The 14,179-nt window shown below is 45.5% G+C and carries 15 protein-coding genes; all 15 read right to left on the bottom strand.

From position 1 onward, the window contains the following. Positions 1-5 precede the first annotated feature (5 nt). The 15 genes from ACH59B_RS05130 to ACH59B_RS05060 all read right to left on the bottom strand — a co-directional run bounded on the left by ACH59B_RS05130 (position 6) and on the right by ACH59B_RS05060 (position 13,766). A complete protein-coding gene (locus ACH59B_RS05130) occupies positions 6-683 on the bottom strand; it encodes a VWA domain-containing protein (RefSeq protein ID WP_017426311.1) in 678 nt (225 codons plus the stop codon). A 43-nt stretch (positions 684-726) separates the two neighbouring features. Next, entirely contained in the window at positions 727-1,275 is a 549-nt protein-coding gene (locus tag ACH59B_RS05125; protein WP_016821461.1) for a hypothetical protein, read from the bottom strand. 339 nt (positions 1,276-1,614) lie between these two features. After that, a complete protein-coding gene (locus ACH59B_RS05120; RefSeq protein ID WP_016821463.1) occupies positions 1,615-2,715 on the bottom strand; it encodes a toxic anion resistance protein in 1,101 nt (366 codons plus the stop codon). 96 nt (positions 2,716-2,811) lie between these two features. Further along, positions 2,812-3,492, bottom strand: a complete 681-nt coding sequence (locus tag ACH59B_RS05115; protein WP_017426310.1) for a hypothetical protein — start codon at positions 3,490-3,492, stop codon at positions 2,812-2,814. A 58-nt stretch (positions 3,493-3,550) separates the two neighbouring features. Next, positions 3,551-4,582, bottom strand: coding sequence for an ATP-grasp domain-containing protein (locus tag ACH59B_RS05110; RefSeq protein ID WP_045244154.1), 1,032 nt, complete (start codon positions 4,580-4,582; stop codon positions 3,551-3,553). A gap of 25 nt (positions 4,583-4,607) precedes the next feature. After that, positions 4,608-5,435 carry an HAD family hydrolase gene (locus ACH59B_RS05105; protein WP_045244155.1) on the bottom strand — a complete coding sequence of 276 codons (828 nt, stop codon included), beginning with the start codon at positions 5,433-5,435 and terminating at the stop codon, positions 4,608-4,610. Continuing rightward, entirely contained in the window at positions 5,432-6,583 is a 1,152-nt protein-coding gene (locus ACH59B_RS05100; protein WP_045244156.1) for a cysteine protease StiP family protein, read from the bottom strand. The genes ACH59B_RS05105 and ACH59B_RS05100 overlap by 4 nt, the downstream gene beginning before the upstream one ends. Then, positions 6,580-7,926: a phosphoribosyltransferase family protein gene (locus ACH59B_RS05095; protein WP_045244243.1), complete on the bottom strand. Its 1,347-nt coding sequence runs from the start codon at positions 7,924-7,926 to the stop codon at positions 6,580-6,582. The genes ACH59B_RS05100 and ACH59B_RS05095 overlap by 4 nt, the downstream gene beginning before the upstream one ends. Positions 7,927-7,978: 52 nt before the next feature. Next, positions 7,979-9,166: an HpcH/HpaI aldolase/citrate lyase family protein gene (locus ACH59B_RS05090; protein WP_045244157.1), complete on the bottom strand. Its 1,188-nt coding sequence runs from the start codon at positions 9,164-9,166 to the stop codon at positions 7,979-7,981. A 167-nt stretch (positions 9,167-9,333) separates the two neighbouring features. After that, positions 9,334-10,068 (bottom strand): TerC family protein, encoded by a 735-nt coding sequence (locus ACH59B_RS05085; RefSeq protein WP_013369621.1) that lies wholly within the window; start codon positions 10,066-10,068, stop codon positions 9,334-9,336. A gap of 26 nt (positions 10,069-10,094) precedes the next feature. Further along, positions 10,095-11,360: a TerD family protein gene (locus ACH59B_RS05080; protein ID WP_222821932.1), complete on the bottom strand. Its 1,266-nt coding sequence runs from the start codon at positions 11,358-11,360 to the stop codon at positions 10,095-10,097. A gap of 102 nt (positions 11,361-11,462) precedes the next feature. Continuing rightward, the gene (locus tag ACH59B_RS05075; protein ID WP_013369619.1) at positions 11,463-12,044 is read right to left on the bottom strand and encodes a TerD family protein; all 582 of its coding nucleotides are present in this window, start codon (positions 12,042-12,044) and stop codon (positions 11,463-11,465) included. A gap of 31 nt (positions 12,045-12,075) precedes the next feature. Next, positions 12,076-12,651 carry a TerD family protein gene (locus ACH59B_RS05070; RefSeq protein WP_016821472.1) on the bottom strand — a complete coding sequence of 192 codons (576 nt, stop codon included), beginning with the start codon at positions 12,649-12,651 and terminating at the stop codon, positions 12,076-12,078. A gap of 46 nt (positions 12,652-12,697) precedes the next feature. Then, on the bottom strand, positions 12,698-13,291 hold the full coding sequence (locus ACH59B_RS05065) for a TerD family protein (protein ID WP_017426303.1): 594 nt from the start codon (positions 13,289-13,291) through the stop codon (positions 12,698-12,700). 28 nt (positions 13,292-13,319) lie between these two features. Next, positions 13,320-13,766, bottom strand: a complete 447-nt coding sequence (locus ACH59B_RS05060) for a tellurite resistance TerB family protein (RefSeq protein ID WP_013369616.1) — start codon at positions 13,764-13,766, stop codon at positions 13,320-13,322. Between the last annotated feature and the right edge of the window lie 413 nt (positions 13,767-14,179).

Genomic DNA, 14,179 nt, shown 5'->3' with positions numbered 1-14,179 from the left:
TAGCCTTAATAAATATGCTTTTCCTTCGCTTCTTGCAGCCATGACGGGAACTCGTTAAGCAATAATTCGTACAATTGATTGTCTTCCATAGATTCGATATCTTGTATTTGAAAGAAGTTGGCATTATCTACCACACGACCTTCTATGTTGTCGAGCTTCTTTAACACACCAAAATCGGATTCACCCACACCGATAAATTGCCAGAAAATTGGCTCTCCTGATGAATCAATAACTGCGTTGTCAATATTGTCCCCTTTGCCACGCTTCACACCGCCATCATTAATAAAAATAACAAAAGCCGGATCTGAAGAGGGTTCTTCCTTGGTGTACTTGGCTATGACATCGCGCATCACTGGAGGCTCATCATTTCGACCAAACTTGGGTAAATAATCATTGGACAAAATATGTTTTTCCACATAGTTGTCAACGTCATTTTCGGTAACGGATGGCAACCGTGAAAAACGGTGATCATAGACCCACACATCCAGTACACCATCATCATCCAAAGAACTCGCTACAGCAACAATTCGCTCCAACACTTTTTGAACGATCCCATTTTTGTACAAACTTCTCATAGATCCTGAAATATCGAGCACTAATCCAACTCTCGCGGTCACATTCGTTAGATTCTTTTTAGTTAGTACCAATTGCGCATTCTTTTTAAGTAAAGAAATACCGCTCATGTTCCCCACGCTCCTCTATGCTGTTTTCACTAGTCCATTTAACCTACCATCTGCGTCGTCGCTCGTCGCCACTTAGAGGAAAGTCGCTCAATTCTCCGAGTTGGTCATGTGCAGCCTTATAAATGCGGAGGATCGCTTGCACCTTGTTAAAATCATTGTCTTCCGGACCGAATCCTTCCATATACATCCTTTGGATAATGTTTTGGAAAAAATCCATACGCTCGCGGATGGAATCCTGTTCGATTTGCAGCACATCTTCAAAGCTGTGTGTCTCAGCAAATTCAGACAGCTCATCAAAATCCTGTTCCTGATATCGCTCTCCCCGAGTTTCGGGATTGAGATCAATAGAGGTACGCAGGGTTGACAATAAAATATTTTCCCGTGCCAGCATGACATGAAAATCTTTGTTCTTAAACAGATCCGTAACGATCAGACGGCACATTTCCTTGTTTTGCAGCAGAATCCCATCAAAGGGATGTAGCGTCCACACACCGTAGTTAAAAAATAAATTAAAATTGAAGCTGCTGCTCCCATACTGATATACAATGTTGATTTTCGATTCATCGATGATTTCAAATGAAAATTCCAGCATGCATTCTCCTTTGGGATTCCAATATTTAACTCTATCCTATCAGAAAATGCATGATTTTCAATAAAAAATTTTATTTCACAGTTTCATTTAACTCCACAATAGAGTCTGCTTTTTCACTACTGGCAGCCACGAGTAAAAAGACAATCACACACCCCAAAATAAAGGACATCATACGCTCATTCTCTCCTTTGTCATTTCGCTTTTTAAGAGTTTATGCACGAGAATGCTATATATGTTCATCATGTCCTTTATGCTCCGCTGCCAAACCAAAGAAAGACGCCTTTGGGAATCACCCTGGCGTCTTTTTTCATAGATTATTGTGTTATTGAATATTAGTTATCAGTTCAAAAACGAACTTAGCCCCTCAGAAGAATGGTTGTCCTTCAGTGGTTTGGATTGTTCTTTCCCTTCGATGCCCAAACGCTGGCTAAGATTGGCATTGATTGCTGTCATTTTACTTGTATAATCGTGGCAACTTTCAATAATTCGACGGTTCGATTTTTCAGACAGATCCAAAGCAGATACCAAATCACCAATCGCCTGATTCACAGCCTCCAATGACATAGAAGGCTTGCTAAGCAGATCCGTTGTTCTCTCGGTCGTCGTTTTGAGAAGCTTCGCATTTTCCTTGAATTGATCCTCAATCGTACGGTTAGTCGCATCAACGGCTGAAATAATTTTATCTTGGTCCGCCAGTGCCATCGCGATCATAGCCGATACGGTGATCAGATTCGATGTTTTATCAATCGCATTATTAACAGAATCAATCAGTTTATCATTGTTATCATTAATAATATCCGTTGCTGCAATCGCCTGATTGTATAACAAAATCATTTCAGTCATCGACTGTGTGCGAGTAACCACTTTGCGCAATCCCCGCTCCAGATGAGGCTTACGATTTTCATTTTCCGGCTTGGCAATCTCGGTTTCGAACAGCTCTTTCAAGCGATTACCAAAGGCAATTTTCGTCTGTAAATTGTAGATTTCTTCAATGGAAGCCTTCTTCAACTGTCTCATGCTGACGATATTCTCTTCCAGATTATCCTTACCATCTCTCAAGGCAGTAATGATTTTCTCGATGTTCGTCTTCACCGACTGATACTTGTAGATATAGTTTTTCAACGGGCTTTTACGCAGGAGCTTGCCAAAAAAACCTACATCTTTACTCTGCTGGAGCGTTTCGCATTCATCCCGGAGTTTTAAGATCATATTTGAAACCTCAGCCCGATCACCGGACATGAGGTCGTTTACCGGACGATCCAACATTTTAAGGGTTTGTCCCGCCCGTTCCTGCGTTTTAACCCCCAGCTTGCCAATGTCATCCATTAAGGTATCCAGACTCATAACATCGCTTTGCGATACCTTTTGAATCAGCTGTGAAGCCTCCTCAGTCACCTTTTGTTCATCTTCTTTTTTCAATTCAGCCCATGGGGTCGCCATGATGCTAACCTCCTATTCTGAAAACAACTGTTGCCCAAGGCTAATAGTGTTTTTCAGAGCAGCTATGCTGCTGATTTTTTATTCTATTAAAATAACCTACAATTCGGAGCTGCTGTACCGCTGGTGAATAAGCTCTGCTTTGCTCTGTAATTCCATCAGGTCCTTATGCTCCACCGTGGATACAATTACAGATATTTTGCTATCTACATCTCGCAATCCGTTTAGTAGCGTCCTCCGGTTGGTCCGTTTCGCGTCGCCACTGAGACGAAGAAACGGGTTAATCAGTCCATTCAAGTCCTTCAAAATCAATCGCCGAACCGTGTGATTCACTTCACTATTGTTCAATTCATGCAAAAGCGGGATGACCCGCTGCAAACGTGCAAATAGAGCCAGCGCCTTCTCGACAATCTCGTTATCAAGCGCATCTTTCTGCCCCTCGGAGATCACCATATCCTCCAGTACTTCCAAATACTCCATGACCTGAGCAAATTCACTGCTCACCTGATCCGGCAAACGTGCTTGTCCTGTTATAGACTCTCGCGGTGCGGCGATTTCCTTTTTATGTTGCTGTGCCTGATCAGCCTGCTCCTGCATCACCGGAATCACGGAACCGGTCAGATTAGGACGAGGATGGCGAACAGCCATGACAGCACTGTATCCTCCGATACAAATGATCGGGATTGCCAGACACACAAACAACGGCAACCAATAACTTAGTAAAAGCGCAATCAGGTAGCTGACCACAGCAATCGTGGCACCCCACATTTTAGAAGTCATAGCTTATACCTCCTGACGTAAACCCTTACCATATTGTAGAAAACAATATTTGCCTATGTCAATGTAAGGATTTGCGTATCGTGATTGGCTGCTCGATGTGACTGGCTAGAATGTCGTATTGCGGGTGTAGTGAACCGATTTCATAACCCAAAGCCGATTTCACCGCCAGGTAAGGAAAATTGATACCAGACAAGCACGATACATGAAGTCCTCCAGACATCCGCGGATTGATCTCTAGCAACTTGGCCTGCTCGCCGTTATATTTCACTTGAATGTTATAATTGTACGGAATGTGATACGCCTCAGCGACCTTCTCTGCCACCTTCAACAGCTCAGGATGCTGCTCCAGCAGCCGTAATCGTCCTCCTGCCTTCCTACGCGGAACAGCTGCTAACAATTTTCCGTTTCGGTCAGCCAAGCAGTCGATACTGTATTCGTATCCCTCCAGCAGTTCCATCACCATCAAATTGGGAAACGTCTCTGTGGAAGACAATACGCGATAGGCCTCCTCGAACGAAATATGATTCAGTGCATGGCCGAACAGTTCCTCCAGCGGATCACGTTCATTATCAATGATACGAAAGCCCATTCCACCTTCTGCATTACATGGCTTGAAACACACCTTGTGCCCAAGCGCTATTAATGACTCGTAAGCCTGTTTAAACTGCTCGGCATTACTGGCAATGGCATAATCGGGAATGGCGACAATATCCTTTTGACGAATAGATTCATAAAAAAGATCCTTCTCCATCAATTGCTCCAGCAGTTCGGTATCCCGGCACACCATTACTTCTGTACCAATATCGTCGAACAAATAAAGATGCTTGCTAATATCGAGCATATTCCACCGCGGAATAAAGATATCAATTTCATGGCGTCTGCAAAAATCAGCACAAAACTGTGCATACTCCACACCGCTCGTGCGCGGCTCTACTTCAGCTACATCACTGGCCTGCAGTGCCATGTGCTGCGGATCAGAGTGTGTGGCATAGATCTCGAACGGAATACCGTCCTCATTGTTACGAATAGCATTCATATAATGATACACCACCGAAAACCAGCGGTTAAAATACACTTTGACCTTCTTCACAGCGCCACGTCCCCTATTAGTTTAATCATGAAGTACGAGCCGCTGACACGCTCCCGTGCACTTCATAGACATATTCCATAATTTCATTTGCTGCATAAACCCCCGACACTTCCGTAAATCGGTAATTGACCTCCAGCTTATCCCGCAGCTGTTCCCGGTATAATTCACCATGACGCGGGGCAATCGCATAGTCGGCATAATCAAGCAGACAACGGTCCAGTAAAGAGTCACCGGATGCAACCACAGCTCCCCCATTGGTGAGGTTACGGATATGCGCCACGGCTGCCCGTTTATTCACGGCCGCAGGCACCAGATATACTTTGCGCCCTTGAATGGATACCTCCCAGCCCATTTCATGCATCATCCGCGCCTTCTCCAGCACCTGTTCCAGCGGCATCCGATCCCGTTCAATTACAAAAGCATAAAATAGTTCATCGCAAAAACGCTCGTTTACGACCCAGTCTTCATGAAGAACCTGTCCGAACATCTGACGTGCCTCTTCCGCATGAGCACCATCGCGGCGTACTTGTTCGTGAATACGTCGATTCCACTCTCGGTCCACCTCGCCTCCGACGATGATGTTTCCGCCATTACTCGTCACGGCATATGCGGGAACCAGCTCCGTCTGAAACACGGTGATTCGTCTATACTGTTCCATGGTCCGAGTCGTCACAGGCATAAACATGACATCTGCCGGTAGTGTCTTGAGCCATTGCAAAGCTTGTGCAGAAATAAAGGCCGACGTCGCCCCATCGATCTGTTCCGCAGGCAACAGACCAGGGGACTCCAGCGGCACGCCAAGCGAGCGTTTGGAGTAAATCAGCGTCTGATCCAGGTCACTGGCGTAGATCATTCTTGTCCCCCCTTGAGCGGCTTGATGATTCCGCAACAGGAATAGGTCAATCCTTCAAATACCTCAACAGGCACTCCACGATCCTTGGCCAGCAGCATAATATGCTGAAGATTCGGATTATCTTCACGGTCAATCAGAATTTTCCATGGCACCCTGCGGAGCAGTACGCGAGTCGTCTCCCCCACTCCCGGCTTGACCAGATTAATATCCCGAATCCCAAATGCCTGCTGAATCGCCTCAATATCCCGTAAGCCCTGCCACGTCACGACAGGCGGATTCAATGTCATCTGTTCCGCATAGGCAGCCGCCGTTTTAGCCACGGCTTGAAAATAACCGGACACCGTATCCACAAACGTATTGGATTGATCCACCGACCGCCAGGATTCATAAAATTTAGCCCCATGAAAGTCGTCCGGACCTATCAGATCATCGCGTAATACCGTCCGGCTCATCAGACCTGATACGGTTGAATTCAGACAAGCGCTCGGGATCAAATAATCTTCTCGTGTACCAAAGGTCTCCGAGCAGCTGCCCGGATCGGCCAGCACCGCCAGATCATCATTTAGGCGCAGCCCGTAATCTGCATTCATCTCACGGCAGGCCTCGATCAGCACCTGACGAATGGCGCCTTTCCCCGTCCAGCCATCGACAAACTGAAGTTCAATCCCCAGCCCATGCTGCTGTAGAATGTATAAAATAGCATTCCGGTCAATGCCTTTGCCACGAATAATAGAAATACTGTAATGCGGCAAGGATACGCCGTACTTCAAGTCAATATAACGCTTGATCAGGATACCAATAGGCGTTCCCGCTCTGGCAAGAGAAACAATCGCCGTGTTTAGGCCTCTTTTTCTCACAATCATCTCAGCTACAGAAGCTGCCGCTAATGCAACCTTTTCGGCAGATTGGGCAAGCGTTTCGTGAAACAATCCAATATACTCTGCTGTGGGCTGATATTCCACTGGCAGCATTTCTGAATAATGGACGCCTGACTGTATCGCTTCTTCCCGATCCTCCGTCCCTTTTTCCAACGCAACCCGGCTCAAATCCTTTAATAAAAAGGTGACATCCGAGGCAGGATAACTGCCTAGCGGTACGGGCGGATGAATGTTCTTCTGCTGTATTTGCTCCATAAGTGCTTGCTTCATATCCGCGCTCCTTTACTCTCCTGCCTAGTTAAACCATTAAAATAAACGACATGCACTTTATCACAGCCCAGACGGCTCAATGCCTCCAACATGGGCTTCATTCGCTCTGGGTCCGACTCTCTTTCCAGCAAAACGAATATTTCGTCATACTGACCTGGCTCTACATTATAAATAAAATTGCGTACCGTACTGTCCTCAGGTGAGGGATAGGTCACGCCACTTGCGACGCCATACCCTTCTTCTCTATGGGGATACACCGGGCTGCGTGTGGTGGACTGATAATATACGTTCGGGCCTAACTCCGCTGCAATCCGCATTGGAATGTACATGAATTCCCCCGTACCCATTACCAGTGTTCGTTGTCCTGAACGAAGTTGGTTCAGTCGTTCAGCTGTGTACGCGATTTCTGCATCCAGCGCTGGATTGTCGGCGGATTGTAGACCAAAACGGCCAGTATATTTAAGATAAGGAGCTGTATTGGCGTACCCGTCGGTAGATATGGAGGTATATGATATCCGCTCAAAAGCGGAAGCATCCTCTTCAAAACAGCGGTCAATTGTTCCAGACAAATCTTTATTAACCTCTGCGGTGCTAGTGGCTGCATGCTCTGCGTTCCCGGTCTGTCCGGCATATTCTGCGTGATCCAGTATCGGTGTTCCCTGTATTTCTATCTTTCCTTTGAGCAAACTTAGAGGCGTAATCCTAATATCTAGCTCTGCTTCCAGATCAGCAAAAGCTCGCTCGTCGCTGTCTGTCCGCCAGTCCAATAACGAAGCTATCACATACTGTTTGCGCGGAAAATGTTCCTGAATATCCCGTATAATATTAAGCGTTGTTTTTCCCGTCGTAATCTCATCATCTACCAGCACAATGGGTCCATCTCCGGCAAAAGCATCCTCATTCAGTGCATAACAACGATGATCAACAGCATGCGAATGCTCTTCTTCAAACCGAATAATAGGCCGAAGGCCCGGAATATCCTCGCGTGTCGTATGAATATACGTGGCACCGCCATCAAACAACCGATACATGCTGTGTCCCAGTGCTGTAGCCGTCTCGGCAAAACCAACAAATTTAATCGGTTCTGGAAAAGAAAAAGCCAAACGCTCATCCATCAGCTTTTGATAGGCCTCTTTTGCATAATTCGGGTCAAGGAGTCCTCTCACGGCCTCTCCAATCAGTTTATCCATCTGTTGTCCTGACTGTGGGACAAGCTCTTTATATAGGAGGATCGCCAGGGCCGCCCCACTTAACAGAGAGGTGTATGGATTTACCGGAATATGCTTGCCCAGCACCTTGCTGACAAACAAAAACGAACGCTTTTTGTTGACCCGTGCCGCCATTGCAAACAGCTTGTCCACAGGAAGACGGAATGGATTATGAGTCTCCGTAATTTTAACGCTGAACTGCTCCAGAATTGGCAGCAGATGTGTTTTCGTGGTTGGGTAAGAGACTGACAAAATGTTGTTGTTCATGTAACACCCCGTATACTTTAGATCTATTTATAATACGATAAGCCCAATTCAAATGAGGCTTAATTTCATTCATTTTGTTGGCATAGGTGCTCTTAAATACACCTAGGCTACCGTCGTTACGTTCAACAATTTCAAGTGCATCCATATACTCTTCATGGGTCACCGCATACATGGCCTGTACCGGCTTAATGTGGGACGGATGAATGATCGTTTTGCCGATAATCCCATTCTCCTTATCCATCATGACTTCGCGAATCAGTCCGTCCACTGCATCTGAGATGAAGTCCATTCGCAAGTAGCGTCCCGGCTTCCCAAATGCGTCTTCGAAGGGCGATACTCTTAATTGAGGTTTAAAGATACGTTCTCGGTGAGAGAAATACTCCCATACAGGACCGGAAACAACATAATCCGAGTCCACGCGTCCGAACAAGTTAATAATATCTGCGATGCAATCCCGAATGACGGCAATTTCATAAATCGTAATATCCGGGCTGCGTCTCAGCCCATACAGACTGGAGAAATCGGTGGCCCCAATTCGTACATTCAGCACATATTCCTGAACCTCATCCAAAATTTCTTTAATCGCCAGCAGTTCTTTCCAACGAGTTTCCCGATAAATAATTTTAGAGCTTTCGAGAATCGGCAATCCATACAACACAGGCGTACGGCTTGCGTCTCCTGCCCCTGTATGCATAGTCCGGTTATATTCAGTAATGAGTGCAAAATACGCCCGTCCATTATCAGAGGAGAACTTGGGGAGGACAAAGCCCGTAAGCAGCTCCAGGGTTTCTCCCAAACTGTTCAGCAGTCGTTCCAGCTGTTCCACAGATCGCACACGTACAAACAGCAAAGGTAATTGCTGTTCACTCATCATCCCTGTCCGTACATAGGACAAGAGTTGAAGCAGTTGCTGTGCCAGCGATTCTTCGGCCTGTCCGACCTGCTGATCCCCTATAGCATCCTCCAAATCCAGAATGACCGTTGTAAGTCCTTCATGCTTTCCATTTTTGATCTCTTCCGCTACTTCCGAGCGGGTCGCCGGCATGTACAAAGCCGCTCCTATGGCATAAGCCAATATACTTTTGGGTGAACGGTTATGAAACTCCATCGGTGGAGTACAGAAGATCGCTTCTACTTCCTCAGAGGTTAAATCATTAAAATATTTCAGGGCCCTTCCCCTCCTCTTGCTCTATCTCGCCTGACTGAAGCCCTGTGCCTCGGGTATAAAAGAAATCCCCCCTTAGTTTCAGGAGGGATTTCGCTATACTTTGTACATTAAGCCTCTTTGTCGGCCTTTTTCTTTCTTTTCGCCGAGCTAAGAATCATTGTGCCTACAAAGACGGCAATCAAAATGCCGAAGAATAATACTTGCGACATATGAAAGCCAAAAGCAGCAGCCAGCATTTTACCCCCAATAATGGCGATCATAATAAAGGCTGTCTGTTCCAGTTCCGGAAATTTATCAATGAGCTTGAGGAACACTTGTGCAACACCACGCATCATCAGAACGCCGAGTATACCACCCAGGAACAGAACCCATACTTTCTCGCTCACACCAAAAGCGGCAATGACACTGTCAATACTGAAGGCAATATCCATCAGTTCGACCATTAATACGGTTTTCCAGAAAGAAGTAGGTTTGTTTTTCACTTCTCCATCACCCTCGGACTTGAATAAGCCCTTGTAAGCGATGTAGAGCAGATAAGCCGCACCCAGTACCTTAATCAGCGTGAACTTAATCAGGAAGGTACCCAAGCCGATGGCCAGAAACCTGAATATATACGCACCTAAAATCCCGTAAAATAAGGCTCTCTTCTGCTGCTCTTTTGGTAAATGCTTAACCATAACTGCGAGAACCAAGGCGTTATCCGCCGACAAAAGACCTTCCAGCAAAATGAGAGTTCCAATAATCCCCCAACTCACCGGGTCAGTAAGCGTACCTACCACATCACTCCATGAAAAGAAATGCCCGTAGTTCTCGCTGATATTTTTAAATAAATCATTCAACATGAAAAGAGTGCCTCCGATAATTCAATTTATTTACTACCCTGCGTCCAGCGCATGCCCCAGTTATATGCCTGATCCATTTCACGATGACCGCCATAAAACTGTACGAGTCTCTCAATACTAAACGTTTCATCGTTCACATTTTGGATCATTGCAATCGCACACATCCCTTTGCGATTGTCATGTTCATTCATATGAACGATAATGTCTGGCCCGTCCTTCTGGTACAGCGTGACTACCCCGTCTGCTTGTGACCAGTTCGTGACTCCTTCATAAATGAAGGTAAACACCAAAATTCGCTTAATTTCAGAAATTTTAGCCCCATTAATACGGAGATTTTCCCCTGTTTTCACAGAGCCCGTACGGTCGTCACCATCCAGAGCAATGTACGGGAAGCGATTTAGAGAACCGAAAACTTCCCCAAGCGCCTGAACGACACCTTTATCCCCGTTCTTCATCTCATACAAGCAGCCCAGATCCAGATCGACACCCTTGGAGCCACGACTGAAAAAGCCCTTGCTCTGCTGTACCTGATTCCAGTTCAGATTGATTAGGATTTCACCTAATCCGCCTGAGCCCTTTTTCAGGTTAATGGTATCTCCCTTTTTCTTCAGCTCAATTTTCCGCAGATTCAGATTTACCGGAGTTGCAGATGGCTCTGGCTTTGGAACAGGAGGTGCAGGCGGCGGTGTGGGTACTGGTCGAGGTGCTGGAGGTGGTGTAGGCACCGGCACCGGAGGGGCCGGATTATTTTCCACTTCAATGCCGAAATTTTCACACAACGCATCCAATCCACCGGAAAAACCTGCGCCTATCGCATTAAATTTCCATTCACCGTTATGGCGGTACAGCTCGCCTATTACAATGGCCGTCTCGACTGTAAAGCCACTATCCAAATTAAATCGTAAAACCTCTCCACTTATCGGATGAGCAAAACGTATAAATCCGCCTTGAACCTGTCCAAAATTTTGCCGTTTCTGATCCGCATCATAAATGGTCAGCGTAAACGCAATCTTCTCGATATGTGAAGGTATTCTGGTTAGGTCCAGGGAAAATTGTTTCTTGTCACCAAACTGTTGTCCATCTGAATAGGTGATAAAAGGTGTAGTCGGATTATTGTAAAAGATCAGATCCTCATCGCCTGATACTTTCCCTCCAGGGCCCAGCAAAAATGCAGAAGTATCAAGTTCCAGAGCCGCTGAGGACTCCCAACCGATCCCTATGTTGACATGGCTCAGGCCCGGATTCGTTTTGGTCAAATCCACCTTCTGCCCCTTTACTACGATAACAGCCATGATTGTGTCACCTTTCTGTCCGTTTGTCGTGTTCAGCGTACGCCCTTCAATGGCTTAAAAAGAAAGAGGTAGCGCCCTTTGGACACCACCCCCATGTGGATATTATTGAGCGTCCAAGCCATAGTTTTTAGCAAGCGCACCCAATCCACCAGCAAAACCACTACCGATAGCCTGGAATTTCCAGTCTGCATTGTGACGGTAAAATTCACAGAATACCACAGCTGTTTCGGTGGAGAAATCCTCTCCCAAATCGTAGCGCAACACTTCACGATCCGTTGCCGCATCTACCACACGTACAAAGGCATTGGACACTTGTCCAAAGTTTTGCGCACGTGCCTCATAGTCATAAATCGTAACTGTAATTCCGATACGATGGATATTTGCAGGAATCTTTGCAAAATCAATAATAATTTGCTCGTCATCCCCGTCGCCCTCACCTGTGCGGTTATCGCCTGTATGAGTAACAGCACCCGCTCCACCTGTTGGGTTATTGTAGAATACAAAATCGTCAGCTGCCTTCGCTTTACCGTCCTCATATAGCAGGAAAGCCGAAGCATCCAAGTCAAATTCTGCGCCGCCACTATATTTATTGGTATCCCAGCCAAGACCTACGACAACACGAGTCAAGCCTGGATTCGTTTTGGTCAGATCAATACGTTGTCCTTTGGAAAGACTAATCGTCATACTGCATACCTGCCTTCTTTGTGTAGATTTTTTAAGCTAAGCCGTAATCACGTGTCAAGCCCGCAAGACCATCCTGGTAACCGCTGCCAATGGCATTGAACTTCCACTCACCGCTATGGCGATACAGCTCGCCTACCACGACGCCTGTTTCGATCGAAAAATCTTCTCCCAGATCAAAGCGAACCAATTCTTCGTTGTTTGCCTCATTTACGATACGCGCGTAGGCACGGGACACTTGTCCAAAGTTTTGGCTGCGTTCTTGTGCATCATAGATCGTAATCGTAAAAGCGATTTTTTCTACGTTAGCAGGTACATTGCTCAGATCAACTTTAATTTGCTCGTCATCTCCGTCACCTTCACCTGTGCGGTTATCTCCGGTATGAACGACAGAACCGTTCTCGTTTTGTGGATTATTAAAGAAGACGAAGTTCTTTTCCGTTTCCACTTTGCCGTCCGCATTCGCCAAAAATACGGATACGTCCAAGTCAAAATCTTTACCGCCATCGTACTTATTGGTGTCCCAGCCGAGACCAACCGTGATTTTGGACAAGCCTGGGTTTGTTTTCGTCAAATCGATTTTTTGACCTTTAGATAAGTTAATTGCCATGAGTAAGTACCCCGTTTCTCATTAGTTTTGTATGAGCAATCTAAAATTACATATAACGCTGAGCCAGCACATCAATATGTACGGCATGGGTGCCTGCACCGATTGCAGCAAACTTCCATTCGTCGTTATGGCGATAGAGTTCTCCGCAGATCAGTGCAGTCATTCCCTCAAAATTATCAGATAAATTAAACGTCACCAGTTCCTTAGAATTAGCACCGTCCAGAATGCGGATATACGCTTTCTCGATCATGCCGAAATCCTGTTTCCGGTTTACGCAATCATATATATTCACAACAACAAGCACTTTATCGACATTGGCCGGAATCCGTGCCAGGTCAATCATAATTTGTTCATCATCGCCGTCACCTTCTCCGGTCAGATTATCACCGGAATGCACGACTGAGCCGCACGGGCTTTTTTTATTATGGAAGCATACTACATTGTCAGATTGAGTTAGTTTCCCGTTGGCATCCAGCAAAATGGCAGAAGCATCACAATCAATATTGGGTTGCTTCTTGAAACCAAAAAATCCTTTGGACTGCACGGGGTCCCATCCCAATCCGGCTATAACCTTGGTTAGTCCTGTGTTTCCCTTGGTCAAATCAATTTTCTGGCCCTTGACCAGATTAATTACAGCCACTGATTAACACACCTCCCTTCCGTAAAATTTACAGACTAAATTCAGACGGATTCAAACCAAGCGCACCACAAATCTCAGCAACAATCCGTTGCTCATTGGCATCAAAGTCACCGTCAGCTGCACCAATGGCACTGCATACGCCGACGACAAGTCGACCTACTTCAGGCTTGCCTTTTAATTTACCAATCGCTTTTAACGCTTCCTGTTTGCCGATTTCAGGTGAAAATTCAAAGTTTGCTACATAGTGATTGAAACGGTTGATGACCTCACCCATATCAAACACTTTCAATTCTTCACTGATATTTATGTATCCGGCCATTTTTGTTTTTTCTTCCGGACTAATAGTACCGTCTGCAAATGCCACTAATGCACAACCTGCAACAACAGCTTCCATAAAATCTTTGTTCTTAAATTTCTTAACCTGGTCGCCCAGTCCTTTTTTAGTTGTATTCAACCAATTTTTAAATGTACTCATATTTCCCTCCACAATTACGTATTTGGGTATAATCTATCCTAGTTAATTTCTTCCTTTACTATAACCTGAATTACGATCTTATTCTACAATAATATACAAAAATGCGGTAAATCCGATCTACCTTTTGTAGGTATCCTCTCTATCTTTAGCCCTATATTCTGTCGAAAGTATCTCTTCCATTATCACCCATTTGATAGCGCAAATGCAAGTTTGTAGAATGGTAGACTTCTATGGATATGCAACAAAATACAGTTGCTATTCTACATATACGGTTTTGCTAAGGTAAACGTTGCACATACTTGCGGATCACAGCATACAAAAATAGCGTCGACCAAATTTAGGACGACGCTATTTTCACTTCAATCTATTAGGTTCGGTCGTATATAGCTACTCTTTTAATTCCGAAGCTGAAA

The sequence above is a fragment of the Paenibacillus sp. DP01 genome (assembly GCF_044784315.1).
GTDB classification, from domain to species: Bacteria; Bacillota; Bacilli; order Paenibacillales; family Paenibacillaceae; genus Paenibacillus; species Paenibacillus polymyxa.
This window is presented reverse-complemented; position numbering and strand designations above follow the sequence as displayed.